Genomic DNA, 17,052 nt, shown 5'->3' with positions numbered 1-17,052 from the left:
AGCACAACATGAGCGTTAATAATGCCGGTTATATTATCGGTGCGTACCCCTGTGCACCCTCATTTCACCAAAAGAGTGAAGAGGAAGAGAAGGAATTCTGGCGACAGCTCGCCGATACTCCGGATATTCGCGGTCTGGAGCAGCCCTGCCTTGAACATCTTCACCCGTTAGGCGACGAATGGTTATTACGTCATACGCCGGGCGACTGGCAAATCGTAGTCACCGCCATTATGGAAACCATGCGCCGTCGCGGCGCAAACAGCGCTTTTGGGCTGGCCTCCAGCGACGAAGAACAGCGTAAAGCCTGCGTGGCGTATTACCGTCATCTGCAGCAGAAAATCAACCATATCAATACGGCACACGCCGGAAAAGTGATTGCGTTGGAACTGCATGCCGCCCCCAATGCCAGCAACCCAAATGTTGCACAGGCCACCGACGCGTTTGCCCGTTCGCTGAAAGAAATTACCTCCTGGGACTGGTCCTGCGATCTGGTGCTGGAACATTGCGACGCCATGACCGGCATTGCGCCGCGCAAAGGCTTTCTGCCGTTAGACAATGTGCTGGAGGTCATTGCCGGGTATGACATCAGCGTGTGCATTAACTGGGCGCGATCGACCATTGAAGGGCAGAATCCCGCCCTGGCGCTGGACCACACGCAGCAGGCCAAACGGGCTGGAAAACTGGGCGCGCTGATGTTCTCCGGTACCACGCTTGCGGGGGAATACGGCGAGTGGCAGGACTTACACGCGCCGTTTGCCCCATTCTGCCCACAAAGCCTGATGACCACCGACCATGCCCGCGAATTATTCGCCTGCGCAGAAGCCGAACCATTGCAATTTGCCGGTATTAAATTGCTGGAAATAAACACCAATGCAGATGTGAACCATCGCGTAGCAATATTGCGCGACGGTATCGCCGCATTAAATAAAGCAAAACTATAAAAATAAAATACTACTCTACGAGAATATTAATATGAACATGACCTCTCACCCTACACTCAAAGATATACCCCGTCAGCGCTGGCTGCGGATTATTCCACCTATTCTCATCGCCTGTATTATTTCTTATATGGACCGCGTCAATATCGCTTTCGCGATGCCGGGCGGAATGGATGAGGAATTAGGTATTTCCGCCACCATGGCAGGACTGGCTGGCGGTATTTTCTTTATCGGTTATCTGTTTTTACAGGTTCCCGGCGGAAAAATTGCCGTTCACGGTAGCGGCAAGAAATTTATCGGCTGGTCGCTGGTTGCCTGGGCGGTTATTTCCGTCCTCACGGGGTTAATCACTAATCAGTACCAACTGCTGGTTCTGCGCTTTTTACTCGGCGTTGCCGAAGGCGGCATGCTGCCGGTGGTGCTGACGATGATCAGTAACTGGTTCCCCGACGCCGAGCGTGGTCGCGCCAATGCGATTGTGATTATGTTTGTGCCGATTGCCGGGATCATTACCGCTCCGCTCTCGGGCTGGATTATCACCGTTCTCGACTGGCGCTGGCTGTTCATCATTGAAGGTTTGCTTTCCGTCGTTGTACTGGTGTTGTGGGCCTATACCGTTTACGACCGTCCACAGGAGGCGCGCTGGATCTCTGAGACCGAGAAAAATTACCTGGTCGAAACGCTGGCCGCCGAGCAAAAAGCCATTGCCGGAACGGAAGTCAAAAATGCCTCTCTGGGCGCGGTGCTTTCCGATAAAACCATGTGGCAGCTCATCGCGCTGAACTTCTTCTATCAGACCGGGATTTACGGTTACACCCTGTGGCTGCCGACCATCCTCAAAGAGTTGACGCACAGCAGCATGGGACAGGTCGGTATGCTCGCTATTCTGCCGTACGTCGGGGCCATTGCCGGGATGTTCCTGTTCTCTTCTCTCTCTGACCGCACCGGTAAACGCAAGCTGTTCGTCTGCCTGCCGTTGATTGGCTTTGCCCTGTGCATGTTCCTTTCCGTGGCGCTGAAAAATAACGTCTGGCTGGCTTATGCCGCGCTGGTCGGCTGCGGCTTCTTCCTGCAATCGGCAGCGGGCGTGTTCTGGACCATTCCGGCGCGTTTGTTCAGTGCGGAAATGGCCGGTGGCGCGCGTGGAGTCATCAACGCGCTGGGCAACCTCGGCGGCTTCTGCGGTCCTTATGCGGTCGGCGTACTCATCACCCTGTATAGCAAAGATGCGGGGGTTTACTGCCTGGCTATCTCACTGGCTCTGGCCGCGCTGATGGCGCTGCTGCTGCCAGCCAAATGCGACGCCGGTGCCGCTCCGCTAAAGACACTGAATCCACATAAACGTACAGCGTAAAACAATGCCCGGTGGCGCTTCGTTTACCGGGCCTACAGGTAGCAACCGTCCCAGGCCGGATAAGCGCAGCGCCATCCGGCAAAAATGAGATAACAAGATGAGTGAGAAAGAGACCTTCTGGCTGGGTATTGATTGTGGCGGTACGTATCTGAAAGCCGGGTTGTATGACGCCAAAGGTCATGAACATGGCATTAACCGGCAATCGTTGCAGACCGCATCGCCATTGCCCGGTTACGCCGAACGCGATATGCACCAGTTGTGGCAACAGTGTGTAGCCACGATCGCCGGGCTGTTAGCGCGCACCGGCGTCTGCGGCGATCAAATCAAAGGCGTCGGTATTTCCGCTCAGGGCAAAGGCCTGTTCCTTCTCGATAAGCAGGATAAACCGCTGGGCAATGCCATCCTCTCTTCCGACCGCCGGGCGATGGACATCGTTCAGCGCTGGCAGCAGGATGGGATCCCTGAGCAGCTCTACCCGGTCACCCGCCAGACATTGTGGACCGGGCATCCGGCATCATTGCTGCGCTGGGTGAAAGAGAATCAACCTCACCGTTACGCGCAAATTGGCTGCGTCATGATGGGCCATGACTATCTGCGCTGGTGCTTAACCGGCGTCAAAGGCTGTGAAGAGAGCAATATTTCCGAGTCGAACCTCTACAACATGGCTTCGGGTCAGTACGACTCGCGCCTGACCCAGTGGCTGGGCATCAGTGAGATCGACAATGCGCTACCGCCGATTGTCGGTTCAGCAGAAATATGCGGGGAAATCACCGCTCAGACAGCCGCCATAACCGGTCTGGCAGCGGGCACGCCCGTCGTCGGCGGACTGTTTGATGTGGTTTCCACCGCACTCTGCGCCGGTATCGAAGATGAATACACCCTCAACGCGGTGATGGGTACCTGGGCCGTCACCAGCGGGATCGCTCACGGTCTGCGCGACCACGAGGCCCATCCCTATGTTTATGGGCGCTATGTCAACAACGGGCAGTACATCGTTCACGAAGCCAGCCCGACCTCTTCCGGCAATCTGGAATGGTTTACCGCCCAGTGGGGCGAACTCTCTTTTGCTGAGATCAATCAGGCCGTCGCCAGCTTACCGAAAGCCGGTAGCGAGCTTTTCTTCCTGCCCTTTTTGTACGGCAGCAACGCCGGGCTGGAGATGACCAGCGGCTTTTATGGCATGCAGGCAATACACACTCGCGCCCACTTATTACAGGCCATCTACGAAGGCGTGGTTTTTAGCCACATGACCCACCTCAACCGCATGCGCGAACGTTTTACGAAGGCGCATACCCTGCGCGTCACCGGCGGTCCGGCGCACTCCGACATCTGGATGCAAATGCTGGCAGACGTCAGCGGTTTACGTATCGAATTGCCGCAGATTGAAGAGACCGGTTGCTTTGGCGCTGCGCTCGCCGCCCGCGTCGGCACCGGCGTTTATTCCAACTTCAGCGACGCCCAGCGCAGCCAACAGCACCCGGTGCGCACGCTATTGCCGGACGCCGCCGCGCAGGCGAACTACCAGCGTAAATACCGCCAATACCTGGATTTAATTACCGCACTACAGGGCTACCACGCCCGCATTAAGGAGCACGAATGATGAGTCGACCATTACTGCAACTGGCGCTCGACCACACCAGCCTTGAAGCCGCACAACGCGACGTCGCGCTGCTACAAGAGAACGTCGATATCGTTGAAGCGGGGACGATTCTCTGCTTAACCGAAGGGCTGAGCGCCGTGAAAGCACTGCGTGCCCAGTGCCCGAATAAAATCATCGTCGCCGACTGGAAAGTGGCCGATGCGGGCGAAACCCTCGCGCAGCAAGCCTTTGGAGCAGGTGCCAACTGGATGACCATCATCTGTGCTGCGCCGCTGGCGACGGTAGAGAAAGGTCATGGCATCGCGCAGTCCTGCGGCGGTGAAATTCAGATGGAGCTGTTCGGTAACTGGACGCTGGATGATGCCCGCGACTGGTATCGCGTTGGCGTTCGCCAGGCGATTTACCATCGTGGCCGCGATGCTCAGGCCAGCGGACAACAGTGGGGAGAAGCAGACCTGGCGCGCATGAAGGCGCTTTCTGATATTGGTCTGGAACTGTCGATTACCGGTGGGATCACGCCCGCCGATCTGTCGTTGTTTCGCGATATTAACGTCAAAGCTTTTATTGCCGGGCGCGCGCTGGCGGGAGCGCAAAACCCAGCGCAGGTTGCTGGCGAATTCCATGCGCAAATCGACGCCATCTGGGGAACACAGCATGCGTAATCATCCATTAGGTATCTATGAAAAAGCGCTGGCGAAAGACCTCTCCTGGCCGGAACGGCTGGTGCTGGCAAAAAGCTGCGGTTTTGATTTCGTCGAGATGTCGGTGGATGAAACCGATGAACGTCTGTCGCGTCTCGACTGGAGTCCGGCTCAGCGCGCATCGCTGGTGAGCGCGATGCTGGAAACCGGCGTGGCGATCCCATCAATGTGCTTGTCCGCCCACCGTCGTTTTCCCTTTGGCAGCCGCGATGAAGCCGTGCGTGAGCGGGCGCGAGAAATAATGACCAAAGCCATTCGTCTGGCGCGCGATCTGGGTATCCGCACTATTCAACTGGCAGGCTACGACGTCTATTACGAAGAACATGACGCAGGAACGCAGCAGCGCTTTGCCGAAGGACTGGCATGGGCAGTCGAGCAAGCCGCTGCCGCGCAGGTGATGCTGGCGGTAGAAATCATGGATACCGCATTTATGAACTCGATCAGCAAGTGGAAAAAGTGGGATGAAATGCTGTCATCGCCGTGGTTCACCGTTTATCCGGACGTGGGCAACCTCAGCGCCTGGGGGAATGACGTCACTGCCGAATTGACGCTCGGCATTGACCGCATCGCTGCTATCCACCTGAAAGACACGCTGCCGGTAACCGAAACTCATCCGGGCCAGTTTCGCGATGTGCCGTTTGGCGAAGGGTGCGTGGACTTTGTTGGCATCTTCAAAACGCTGCATCAGCTGAACTATCGCGGGTCGTTTCTGATTGAAATGTGGACTGAAAAAGCGAAAGAGCCGGTACTGGAAATTATCCAGGCACGGCGCTGGATAGAAGCACGCATGCAGGAAGGAGGATTTCCATGTTAGAACAACTGAAAGCCGAGGTGCTGGCGGCAAACCTGGAGCTCCCGGCTCATGGCTTAGTCACCTTTACCTGGGGCAACGTCAGCGCAGTGGATGAAACACGTAAACTGATGGTGATTAAGCCATCCGGCGTGGAATATGAGGTGATGACCGCCGACGACATGGTGGTAGTGGATATTGCCAGCGGCAACGTAGTGGAAGGCAACAAAAAACCGTCGTCCGACACACCAACCCATCTGGCACTGTATCGTCGTTATCCACAGATCGGCGGGATCGTCCATACCCATTCTCGCCACGCGACGATCTGGTCGCAGGCGGGTCTGGATCTCCCGGCATGGGGCACCACGCATGCCGATTATTTCTATGGTTCTATTCCGTGTACGCGTCTGATGACCGCTGAAGAGATCAACGGCGAATATGAATATCAAACCGGAGAGGTGATCATTCAGACCTTCGAGCAGCGCGATCTCAATCCGCTGCAGGTTCCGGCGGTATTGGTGCACTCCCACGGACCGTTCGCCTGGGGTAAAGACGCCGCAGACGCGGTGCATAACGCTGTGGTGCTCGAAGAGTGCGCCTACATGGGGTTGTTCTCTCGCCAGTTAGCCCCGCAGTTGCCGGATATGCAGTCTGAGTTGCTGGATAAACATTATCTGCGCAAACACGGGGCGAATGCGTATTACGGACAATAACAGGTCAGGCGCTATTGATATGTTCTTTGCAATAGCGCCGTTTCCACGCCGCGGGCGTCAGGCTGGTGTGCTTGTGGAATATTTTGCGAAAATACCCCACATCATTAAATCCACATTTCATCGCCACTTCGGTTAGCGACAGCGAATCGCTGATTAACAGTTTTTCTGCCGCCCTTACCCGCTGACGGTGCAACGCTTCGGTTAGCGTCAGCCGGAAAGCCCCACGGAAAACGCGCCCCAGATAGTCCGCATTGCAATGCAGCTCTTTCGCCAGTGTTGAAGCACTAATCGGCAGGTGGAACCGGGTGTGAATGATTTGCTGCGCTTTCCAGGCTAGCGCATTACCGGGGCTTTCGGCGAGGTGCTCGCTGGCAGCCGCAGAAATTTGCTGCAAAATTAGCAGCAGGATCAGTTCCAGCGCCATGCTGCGATGAATATTTTCCTGCTCGCGTAAGAACTGGCGAAACAGCGAAATAATATATTGGGGCTCGCCCACCTGGGTATGCTGAGGTATAGCAAGTAACGATCCTGCTATTGATGGTTCATTTTCTGCTGTCACCTCAAAGTGCAACCAGTAAAATTTCAAATCAGCCGGAAATTGCCCAACGCCAATATGCAAGCGCTGCGGCCACAGCAGCAAACTTTCTCCGGCATTCACGCAAAAAACTGTCTGACCTTCGCGAATTGTTAATGTCCCTTTTTCAACAAAGATAATTTCCCAGGATTGCAATCGTCGCGCAGGATGACTGCCTACGCCCCGGGAAATAAATAGCCCACCATTTTGCACTTTAATCGGAAGAAACATGGATAATTCGAGCATATATATTCAAATTCCCGCTTTCTACATTATTTAAACCGCTCTTTATCATTGATTATTTACGATAAATCCGCTTTCCGCTGGATCGAAATCACATTTTTATAATGAAGTCGGAATTGTCATCTTTTTATACTTTTCTCTTCCCTTGTTGACCCAAACATTTCGTGCAGAATAAATAACGTATTTTGAAAATTACAAACAAATAACCCGCAACGTAGCGGGATACTTTCTGAACATCCTCTCCGGGAGTTATTTATGACTTCGGCTCCGATTACAACATCTGATTTGGCACAGCGCGCCCAGGACGACAAATTATCCCTGCGTGAAAAAATTGGTTATGGGCTAGGCGATGCTGGCGGGACGGTAATTACCTGCCTGATCATGAACTTCCTGACATTTTTCTACACCGATGTCTTCGGGTTAACGCCTGCGCTAGTCGGCACATTATTTATTGCCCTGCGTGTATTTGACGCCATTTCCGACCCCATCATGGGCGTGCTGGCCGACCGTACGCAAAGCCGCTGGGGGCGCTTTCGCCCGTGGCAACTGTGGGTTGCGATTCCGATCGGTATTATTGGCGTGCTCACTTTTACCGTCCCGGACGCCAGCATGGGGGTCAAGATCGCCTGGGCATTCGGCACCTATCTCCTGCTCTCTGTCGGCTATACCGCCATCAACGTACCGTATTGTGCGCTGATCAACACCATGACGACCCGCCATAACGAGGTGATCGCCTGTCAGTCCTGGCGCTTTGTGCTGTGCGGCGTGGCGGGATTCCTGGTTTCCGTTGGTCTGCCGTGGATGGTGGATATTCTGGGTCAGGGCAATGCCGCGCAGGGTTATCAGTTTGGCGTGGGCATCCTGTGTGCCATCGCGGTGGTGATGTTCCTGTGCTGTTTCTTCTGGGTTCGCGAGCGTGTGCCGCTGGCGATGATGGGGAAATTTACCCTGCGTGAACACATTGGCGGGCTGCGCAAAAACGATCAGCTATTGTTGATGCTGGTAATGTCTTTCCTGCTGATCAACGTCTTTAATATTCGCGGCGGCGGGTACATGTATTTTATTACCTACGTGCTGGAAGGCAGCACCGCCTATACGTCGCTGTTTTTCACCATGGTCACTTTCGCGTCCATCATCGGTTCAGTGATCGTCAGCCCCCTGACCCGCCGCATCGATACCGTCCAACTCTATTACTACACCAATCTGGTGCTGACGGCCCTGGCGATACTGATGTGGTTCCTGCCAACCGGCCCGGCTTATCAGACGCTGTGGCTGGCAGTCATCCTCGGTAACGGCATTATTTTAGGCTTCACGCTGCCGTTGCACTTCTCACTGATGGCCTTCGCCGACGATTACGGCGAGTGGAAAACCGGCGTACGTTCCTCCGGCATGAATTTCGCCTTCAATCTGTTCTTCATCAAGCTGGCCTGGGCCTCAAGTGCGGGGATCATCAGCCTGCTGTTTATTTTTGTCGCCTATCAGCCAGGCGCTGGTAACCAAACCGCCAGCTCGCTGCAAGGAATTACCGCGATGGAGACGCTGCTTCCCGCACTGTTCCACCTGCTGTTGGCGCTGTCCATCCGCATCTGCAAACTCAATAATCCGATGATGTCGCGCATTGCCACCGATCTGCGTCAGCGTCATGTACAGCCTTAAGGAGCACGAAATGAACGTACTGGAAGTCGACCTGCATAAGCTCACCGTCAGCGATCCGTTCCTCGGACAATATCAGCAGTTGGTGCGTGACGTGGTGATCCCCTATCAATGGGATGCGCTCAATGACCGCATTGCAGAGGCGGAACCAAGTCATGCGATAGAGAATTTCCGTATCGCCGCGGGCCTGCAGGATGGCGAATTTTACGGCATGGTTTTTCAGGATAGCGACGTAGCAAAGTGGCTGGAGGCCGTTGCCTGGTCCCTGTGCCAGAAACCCGATGCGGAACTTGAAAAAACGGCCGATGAAGTCATTGAACTGGTGGCGGCCGCCCAGTGTGAAGACGGCTATCTCAATACGTACTTCACAGTGAAAGCACCGGATGAACGCTGGACCAACCTCGCCGAGTGTCATGAGTTGTACTGTGCAGGTCATTTGATCGAAGCAGGCGTCGCGTTCTTTCAGGCTACGGGTAAACGCCGTCTGTTAGAGGTGGTGTGTCGCCTGGCAGATCACATCGACAGCGTGTTTGGACTCAGGGAGAATCAACTGCGCGGCTACCCAGGACACCCGGAAATCGAGCTGGCGTTGATGCGCTTATACGAAGTGACCCAGCAACCACGCTATATGGCGCTGGTAAATTACTTTGTGGAACAGCGCGGCGCACAGCCCCATTTCTATGACGAAGAGTACGAAAAGCGCGGCCAAACCTCTTACTGGCATACTTACGGTCCGGCATGGATGGTGAAGGATAAACCTTATAGCCAGGCTCATCAGCCCATTTCAGAACAGCAAACGGCGATCGGGCATGCGGTGCGCTTTGTCTACCTGATGACCGGCGTCGCTCATCTGGCACGCTTAAGCCAGGACGAAGGCAAGCGTCAGGATTGCCTGCGTCTGTGGAAAAACATGGCCCAGCGCCAGTTGTACATTACCGGCGGGATCGGTTCACAAAGCAGCGGCGAGGCGTTTAGCAGCGATTACGATCTGCCCAACGACTCCGTGTATGCGGAAAGCTGCGCCTCTATCGGCCTGATGATGTTCGCCCGCAGAATGCTGGAAATGGAAGCCGACAGCCAGTATGCCGACGTGATGGAACGCGCCCTGTATAATACCGTATTGGGCGGGATGGCGCTCGATGGCAAGCACTTCTTCTATGTGAACCCGCTGGAAGTACATCCTAAATCATTAAAATTCAATCATATTTATGACCACGTGAAACCTGTTCGTCAGCGCTGGTTTGGCTGTGCCTGTTGCCCGCCGAATATCGCCCGCGTGTTAACCTCAATTGGCCACTACATCTATACACCGCGTCAGGACGCGCTGTATATCAATATGTACGTGGGCAATAGCATGGAGGTCCCTGTTGTAAACGGCTCGCTTAAACTGCGTATTAGCGGAGATTACCCATGGCATGAGCAGGTAAAAATCACCATCGAATCACCGCAGTCGGTTTATCACACCCTGGCTCTGCGCCTGCCAGACTGGTGCTCCGCGCCACAGGTTTTGTTGAATGGTCAGCCGGTTGAGCAGGATATTCGCAAAGGCTATTTGCACATCAGTCGAACCTGGCAGGAAGGCGATACGCTCAGTTTGACCCTGCCAATGCCGGTGCGTCGGGTATACGGAAATCCATTAGTGCGTCATGTTGCCGGTAAGGTCGCCATTCAGCGTGGGCCACTGGTATATTGCCTGGAGCAGGCCGACAACGGCGAGGAATTGCATAATCTGTGGTTGCCAAAAGAGAGTGAGTTCAGAGTATTCGAAGGTAAGGGATTGTTCAGCCATAAAATGTTAATTCAGGCTGAAGGTGTGAAGCAAAGTGCAGCCGATGCAGCACAACAATCGTTGTGGCACTACGATGTTTCCCCAACTTCACGTCAGGCGCATACATTGACGTTTATTCCGTGGTTTAGCTGGGCAAACCGTGGTGAAGGCGAAATGCGTATCTGGATAAACGAGCAGTAATAATAAGGCGGATGGCGGCGGTTAGCCCCCATCCGTCAATGTCTTATGAAAAGATTGCCCTCCTCCCTGAGGACAAACGGGTGAGAATCAGAAACGCCAGGTCAGACCGGACATAAAGGTAAAGCTGTCATCGCGATCAACCATCGGGCTATTTTTAATGTCATCCGGCAGTGCGCTGTAATTGGCGCTTGCCAGCAGCGTCAGGTTAGTGGTCAATGCGTATTTAGCGGACAGGCCAACATACGGTGTCCAGCTATCGCCTGGGGAATAGCTTGATAAGCCACTACGACGGGACTCATTACCCGATATGCCGTAGTAGTATTCATTGAAGTTTTCGTCATAGTAGAGCACGCCAATCGATGGCGTCAGCGTCAGTTTGCCCATCGGCATTGGACGGAACAGTGAAACTTCCCCTACCCAGCCATTACTGTTGTCCAGCACATCCGCAGCGGCGGAGACTTTCACGCTACCCCATCTTTCATGGTGATACCACGCGGCACCCGCCATTGCAGTTGCGTCACGCTTATCCAGCTTTTTCATCGCATGATCGTCATTATCGCCGGGATCAAACTCAAGCGGCATATAAGAGGCAGTAATACTAAATTCATTACTTTCACTCTTAGACAAAATATAACCTAGCGTTGTTTGCCTAAAATAAAATGATTCACTTTCGTAACTGACTAGCGGTACTGCGTGAACATTATCATTATACCCGCGATAAGGTGATTCATTATATACAGCACCAGCGCCAATTGAAAACTCTGCGGCAGTTGCACTCGCCATAAAAGAAAAGGCGAGCAGCGCCACAATATTGTGTTTAATTAACATGCCAACATTCCATTTTAAAATAAGCTACAAAACTGGTGCATAATAATGCTTACAATTTCATCGGTGCAAGGTTCATATTTATATAGTAATATATAAAAAATTATATATATTGGGCTTGGCGATGAATAAATTACAACTTAAACACCGGGAGTTGAAGATTATTTCGGTAATCGCTGCCAGTGAAAATATCAGTCATGCCGCGACTGTTCTCGGCATCGCACAGGCCAACGTCAGTAAATATCTTGCTGATTTTGAATCAAAAGTTGGATTAAAGGTGTTTGACCGCACCACCCGGCAACTGACCCTCACGCCGTTTGGTATAGCGTTACTTCCTTACATCAATGACATGTTAGACAGAAACGAGCAGTTAAATAATTTCATTGCTGATTATAAGCACGAGAAACGTGGAAAAGTAACGGTATATGCACCAACCGGAATTATCGCTTACTTATCGCAACATGTTATTGCAAAAATTATGGATATTGGCGATATCAGTCTGGTGCTAAAAACCTATAACCTGGAACGTAAAGCCTTTTATGAAGGAGTCGAATTTCCAGATGACTGTGATGTTTTAATTACTTATGCACATCCAAAAGATGAATCTTTGGTCGCCAGTTTTATTACCAAATATGTGGTTACCGCTTTCGCCAGTAATCAATACCTGGCCCAACATCCCATCAGCACTCCTGAAGAACTTGAGCATCACTCCTGTATTCTGATTGATTCCATGATGATTGATGATGCTAACATTTGGCGATTCTCCTCCCCCGGAGGTAAAGAGATGCATGACTATCGCGTAACGGGTAATTATGTTTGCGACAATACGCAATCTGCGCTGTCGTTGGCGCGAAACCATCTGGGCATTGTTTTTGCACCGAAGGCGAGCGTACAAAAAGAAAGTCAGCCTAACGGGCTGGTTCCGTGTTTCTCCGGACAGCATGAATGGTGGCTGGATCTGGTGGCGATTTTCCGCAAACGTGAATATCAGCCATGGCGGGTACAGTTTATTCTTGATGAGATGTTGGCGGAGATTCGCCGGCAGCTTGCTCAGTCTCTGGATCAGCAGACTGAGCAAGCAAAATAGCCTGAGTTTAATGATCGAGATACAAGTAATGCACCCAACTGGTCATGCGCAACAAGACTTTGCGCATGACGGACACATGTTCGAAGTGGTCAGAATAAACCGCGACCTGCGCGTAGATCCCGTCAGGTAACGCGCTAACCTCCGCATTATCATTCAGCTCAATCGTGGCGATCACCCCTTCCGAACCGGGCGTAGAATTTAAGGATTGCAGCGCCCCATTCGACTGGTATGTCCCGCCCGGCACTGCCGGACTAATTGCAGCCAGTTTACCGCTGAATACCTTACCCGGCAGCGCGTTAAATACCACTTCCGCTTCATCGCCAGGTTCCAGACGCAGCAGCGAGTTCTGACGGAATTGGGCGATAATTTGCCTTTTTTGATCCGGGATGAATACCATCACCGGACGCATCGGCAGCGCGGCGGCATAGGTTCCCGGGCGCATCAGCACCTGCGTCACATAGCCATCGCTGGGCGCGCGAACCACCGTCTGGTCCAGGTTGAACTCCGCTTCGGCTAACTGCGCTTTCAGGCTGGCAATTTGCGAATTCTCGCCCAGTATCAGGCTGTCTAACTGACTCTGGATTTGCTGCTGCTCCGCGACGGAAGATTTCACCGACGCTTCCTGCGCCAGATAGTTTTGCCGCGCCGCATCGATATCGCGTTCAGAAAAAGGATTCACCTTCGCCTGACTACCCTGTGCATAGCGCTGGTAATCTTTTGCCAGTTTGTCACGCGTGGCCTTTGCCCGCTGCGTGTTGGCTATCATTTCGTCTAACTGCGCAACCAGAGCCTGCTCTTTATGCTGTGCGGTGACAATATCAGCTTTCAGGCGATCGACCCGTGCCTGATAACGCCCTGGATTAAGCTTAAACAGAACCTCACCTTTTTTGATTAGCGTATTCTTCTTATCCGTCACTTCTGTCACTACACCCGTTACCTGCGGCACCACGGGAATAGAAATTACCGCCTTTTGTGCTTTAAAGGTATACGGATGGTTATAATTCATCAGTAATATAAGCCCGCAAACAATGAATATACCGCCTAATGCTGCGGTAGGAACTGTCCATTTATTTACAGGAATTTTAAAAATTTTAAATATTGACCATGCACACGCCACATAGGTCAGAACAATTAGTAAATCCATCGATATTACTCCGCCGGAGAGGTCTTGGCCTCACCCAGTTTCTTTTCCAGATCCGCAACCCTTGCCTGAAGCTGGATCAGGGAAGAATCCGCGCTCTGCATACCCCATCCGCGCTCCGGACGATAAAGCGTTGCCCAGATCCATAAAAAGGGCCAAATAACATGTAAGGTAAACAAACTAACCCAACCCGCAACATGTATTGCGTCGGCATGGGGGTGGTTACGTTTCTTTGCAATTAGATAGGGAATATCATGCAGAATAATAATCCCGTAAAAAATGACCAGGAATACAAAAATAAGCACTCCTAATGCAAAATAATTAAGGAACATATTTGCCTCAGGGATTTAAATTAAGGAATTCAGATGCAATTTGATTTAAACAATAGAGTTGATAATAGTATTGGAATGACCAGACTGGATGCAATTTTCTTATTTATATAACGATATATGGGTTTCTATATATACACGTCGTCTTTCGAGCTGCAGGACATAACTTGATGCCCGGTACGCTAAACGCGACCGGGCAGTAAGAGACGTGAAATTAAAACAGCCCCAGTGGTTTATCAGAGTAGCTCACCAACAGGCACTTGGTTTGCTGATAATGTTCAAGCATCATCTTATGCGTCTCGCGCCCGATGCCCGACTGCTTATAGCCACCAAACGCCGCATGTGCCGGATACGCATGGTAACAGTTGGTCCAAACTCGCCCTGCCTGAATCCCACGTCCCATTTTGTACGCCAGATTTCCATTACGACTCCAGACACCAGCACCAAGCCCATATTGGGTGTCATTAGCGATTTCCAGCGCCTCTTCCATGGTTTTAAACGTTGTGACAGCCAGAACCGGCCCGAAGATCTCCTCCTGGAAAACCCGCATGTTGTTCTTACCAAACAGAATGGTTGGTTCGAGGTAGTACCCCTCTTTTAACTCGCCATCCAGCTGCTTGCGCCGCCCGCCGGTGAGAACATCTGCTCCTTCTTTCTTACCAATGTCGATGTAATTCAGAATAGTTTCCAGTTGACCATGCGACACCTGCGCGCCCATTTGCGTCACGCTGTCTAACGGGTTGCCGCTACGGATACTTTCCACCCGACGAATGGCTCTTTCCATAAAACGTTCATAAATGGATTCCTGAACCAGCGCACGACTCGGACAGGTACACACTTCGCCCTGGTTGAAGGCAAACAATGCAAAACCTTCCAGCGCTTTGTCAAAGAACGCATCTTCTTCATCCATCACGTCCGCGAAGAAGATATTGGGTGATTTCCCGCCCAGTTCCAGCGTGACAGGAATAATGTTCTGCGTAGCGTACTGCATGATCTGCTGCCCAACTTCCGTTGAGCCGGTAAACGCCACTTTCGCAATACGTTTTGACGTCGCCAGATACTCACCGATCTCCCCACCCGCGCCGTTTACCACGTTCACCACGCCAGGCGGGAGCAGATCGCCGATGACTTCCATCAGCAACAGTACGGACAGCGGCGTCAGGCGCGCAGGTTTAAGCACCACGCAGTTACCCGCCGCCAGCGCGGGTGCCATCTTCCAGCTGGCCATCAGCAGCGGGAAGTTCCACGGGATAATTTGCCCTACCACGCCAAGAGGTTCATGGAAGTGATAAGCCACGGTTTCGCTATCAACCTCGCTGATTCCCCCTTCCTGCGCACGAATACAGGAGGCAAAATAGCGGAAATGGTCAATTGCCAGCGGCACATCGGCCGCACTGGTTTCGCGGATGGGTTTACCGTTATCCCAGGTTTCAGCCGTTGCCAGCAGCTCCAGATTTTGCTCCATACGATCGGCAATTTTGAACAAAATCGCCGCCCTGTCCTGCACGGAAGTCTGCGCCCATTTATCTTTTACTTTATGCGCGGCATCCAGTGCCAGATCGATGTCCTTTTTGCCGGAAGAGGCCACTTCGCACAGTAATTGCCCGGTTACCGGCGTCAGGTTTTGGTAATACTCGCCGTCCACGGGGGCGACCCAGTCACCACCGATAAAGTTATCGTATCGGGCTTTTAACTTCAGGGGGTAACCATACTCGCCGGGGTAAATACGCGTTGAAGGGGGGTTATTGGTCATGACCGTCTCCTTGCTGTAGGGGTACTACAAGGGTAGACGGGACTGGCGAATTATTCGCCAGCCTTTTACTGCTTTACGACAGGTATCACGAATTACATGGCAGCACGATAAATCGCCATGATTTCTTCATGTGTCGCCTGAATCGGGTTAGTGAAACCACAGGCATCTTTCAGGGCATTAGTCGCCAGAACGGCAAAATCTTCTTCCTTCACGTTCAGCTCACGCAGACCGGCCGGTATATTCACTTTCTGCGCCAGTTCGCGGATCGCCGCGATGCAGGCTTCTGCCCCTTGCTCTTCGCTCAGACCAGCAACGTTCACACCCATTGCCGAGGCGCAATCGCGCAGGCGGGCGGCAGCAACTTTACTATTAAATACCTGTACATGCGGCAGCAGTACGGCATTACATACTCCGTGTGGCAGATCGTAGAAGCCACCCAGCTGGTGCGCCATTGCATGCACGTAGCCAAGAGAGGCATTGTTAAAGGCCATACCTGCGAGGAACTGCGCATAGGCCATGGCTTCGCGCGCCTGAGCATTACTGCCCTCTTCAACGGCGACCGGCAGGTTTTGCGCAATCATGGTGACCGCTTTCAGCGCACATGCATCGGTAATCGGCGTGGCAGCAATCGACACGTAGGCTTCGATAGCGTGGGTTAACGCATCCATACCGGTAGCCGCCGTCAGAGACTTCGGCATGCCGACCATCAGCGAGGAGTCGTTAACCGACAGCAGCGGCGTAACGTGCTTATCGACAATCGCCATTTTAATGTGGCGTACTTCATCGGTGATGATGCAGAAGCGGGTCATTTCAGATGCCGTACCCGCCGTGGTGTTGATGGCGATCATCGGCAGCTGCGGTTTTGCAGAACGGTCTACACCTTCGTAATCGCGAATATCCCCACCATTAGCCGCCACCAGCGCAATACCTTTTGCACAATCGTGTGGAGAACCGCCACCGAGAGAAATAACGCTATCACAGTCGTTTTCAGTCAACATTTGCAGGCCAGCGGCAACGTTGCTGGTTGTGGGATTAGGATGCGTACCATCGTAAATTACGCTGAAAATATCACGTTCCTGTAATGCCTTTTGAATCTCGCCAGCCATACCTAATTTCGTCAGCATGGCATCCGTGACAATCAGCGTACGGCGAAAACCATATTCCGCCATTGTATTCATTGCGTCTTTTAATGAATCAGCGCCGATTACATTCACGGAAGGAATAAAAAATGTTGAAGCAGCCATTGTACGATCCTTAATTACTCTAAAAGAGTCAGGAAGCATACGAGTGAAATATCCAACAGAATATGATCATGGTTGTTATTTTAATAACAACCACAATTAAAAAGCACATTAGGTTCATAATCTAATGTGCTTATTTCA

15 protein-coding genes are annotated in these 17,052 nt (G+C 52.4%); 9 read left to right on the top strand and 6 right to left on the bottom strand.

Annotated elements, in window-relative coordinates; all coding sequences use genetic code 11:
- The first annotated feature begins 8 nt into the window (after positions 1 to 8).
- The 6 genes from SK33_RS00730 (at position 9) to araD (ending at position 6,096) form a co-directional block, all read left to right on the top strand.
- Positions 9 to 941 carry a DUF4862 family protein gene (locus SK33_RS00730; RefSeq protein ID WP_048218822.1) on the top strand — a complete coding sequence of 311 codons (933 nt, stop codon included), beginning with the start codon at positions 9 to 11 and terminating at the stop codon, positions 939 to 941.
- 31 nt (positions 942 to 972) lie between these two features.
- On the top strand, positions 973 to 2,292 hold the full coding sequence (locus SK33_RS00725; protein ID WP_048218823.1) for an MFS transporter: 1,320 nt from the start codon (positions 973 to 975) through the stop codon (positions 2,290 to 2,292).
- Positions 2,293 to 2,389: 97 nt separating this feature from the next.
- Positions 2,390 to 3,892: an FGGY-family carbohydrate kinase gene (locus tag SK33_RS00720; RefSeq protein ID WP_048218824.1), complete on the top strand. Its 1,503-nt coding sequence runs from the start codon at positions 2,390 to 2,392 to the stop codon at positions 3,890 to 3,892.
- Positions 3,892 to 4,554: a 3-keto-L-gulonate-6-phosphate decarboxylase UlaD gene (gene ulaD, locus SK33_RS00715; RefSeq protein ID WP_003837682.1), complete on the top strand. Its 663-nt coding sequence runs from the start codon at positions 3,892 to 3,894 to the stop codon at positions 4,552 to 4,554. Before SK33_RS00720 ends, ulaD begins: the two co-directional genes overlap by 1 nt.
- Positions 4,547 to 5,407, top strand: a complete 861-nt coding sequence (locus tag SK33_RS00710) for an L-ribulose-5-phosphate 3-epimerase (RefSeq protein ID WP_046671010.1) — start codon at positions 4,547 to 4,549, stop codon at positions 5,405 to 5,407. Before ulaD ends, SK33_RS00710 begins: the two co-directional genes overlap by 8 nt.
- On the top strand, positions 5,401 to 6,096 hold the full coding sequence (gene araD / locus SK33_RS00705) for an L-ribulose-5-phosphate 4-epimerase (protein ID WP_046671011.1): 696 nt from the start codon (positions 5,401 to 5,403) through the stop codon (positions 6,094 to 6,096). The genes SK33_RS00710 and araD overlap by 7 nt, the downstream gene beginning before the upstream one ends.
- Positions 6,097 to 6,100: 4 nt before the next feature.
- Here the strand turns inward: araD and SK33_RS00700 are convergent, their stop codons facing one another.
- Entirely contained in the window at positions 6,101 to 6,916 is an 816-nt protein-coding gene (locus tag SK33_RS00700) for a helix-turn-helix domain-containing protein (protein WP_032950502.1), read from the bottom strand.
- 252 nt (positions 6,917 to 7,168) lie between these two features.
- On the opposite strand from SK33_RS00700, the gene SK33_RS00695 reads away from it, so the two are divergent.
- The gene (locus SK33_RS00695; RefSeq protein ID WP_032950504.1) at positions 7,169 to 8,569 is read left to right on the top strand and encodes an MFS transporter; all 1,401 of its coding nucleotides are present in this window, start codon (positions 7,169 to 7,171) and stop codon (positions 8,567 to 8,569) included.
- Positions 8,570 to 8,579: 10 nt separating this feature from the next.
- Positions 8,580 to 10,535: a glycoside hydrolase family 127 protein gene (locus SK33_RS00690; RefSeq protein ID WP_032950506.1), complete on the top strand. Its 1,956-nt coding sequence runs from the start codon at positions 8,580 to 8,582 to the stop codon at positions 10,533 to 10,535.
- Between the two features lie 87 nt (positions 10,536 to 10,622).
- Here SK33_RS00690 and SK33_RS00685 read toward each other — a convergent pair whose 3' ends face one another.
- Positions 10,623 to 11,363, bottom strand: a complete 741-nt coding sequence (locus SK33_RS00685; RefSeq protein WP_003024206.1) for a MipA/OmpV family protein — start codon at positions 11,361 to 11,363, stop codon at positions 10,623 to 10,625.
- Positions 11,364 to 11,484: 121 nt separating this feature from the next.
- Between SK33_RS00685 and SK33_RS00680 the strand changes: the two genes are divergently transcribed.
- Positions 11,485 to 12,447 (top strand): LysR family transcriptional regulator, encoded by a 963-nt coding sequence (locus SK33_RS00680; RefSeq protein WP_003844559.1) that lies wholly within the window; start codon positions 11,485 to 11,487, stop codon positions 12,445 to 12,447.
- A gap of 7 nt (positions 12,448 to 12,454) precedes the next feature.
- Here the strand turns inward: SK33_RS00680 and SK33_RS00675 are convergent, their stop codons facing one another.
- The 4 genes from SK33_RS00675 to yiaY form a co-directional block, all read right to left on the bottom strand.
- Entirely contained in the window at positions 12,455 to 13,591 is a 1,137-nt protein-coding gene (locus SK33_RS00675) for an HlyD family secretion protein (RefSeq protein ID WP_003024202.1), read from the bottom strand.
- 5 nt (positions 13,592 to 13,596) lie between these two features.
- Positions 13,597 to 13,920: a DUF3302 domain-containing protein gene (locus SK33_RS00670; RefSeq protein ID WP_003024200.1), complete on the bottom strand. Its 324-nt coding sequence runs from the start codon at positions 13,918 to 13,920 to the stop codon at positions 13,597 to 13,599.
- 211 nt (positions 13,921 to 14,131) lie between these two features.
- Complete coding sequence (aldB, locus tag SK33_RS00665) at positions 14,132 to 15,670, bottom strand: aldehyde dehydrogenase AldB (protein WP_003837670.1); 1,539 nt, start codon at positions 15,668 to 15,670, stop codon at positions 14,132 to 14,134.
- A 92-nt stretch (positions 15,671 to 15,762) separates the two neighbouring features.
- A complete protein-coding gene (yiaY, locus tag SK33_RS00660) occupies positions 15,763 to 16,914 on the bottom strand; it encodes an L-threonine dehydrogenase (protein WP_003844555.1) in 1,152 nt (383 codons plus the stop codon).
- Between the last annotated feature and the right edge of the window lie 138 nt (positions 16,915 to 17,052).

It is taken from the genome of Citrobacter sp. MGH103 (genome assembly GCF_001034475.2).
GTDB lineage: Bacteria > Pseudomonadota > Gammaproteobacteria > Enterobacterales > Enterobacteriaceae > Citrobacter > Citrobacter freundii.
This window is presented reverse-complemented; position numbering and strand designations above follow the sequence as displayed.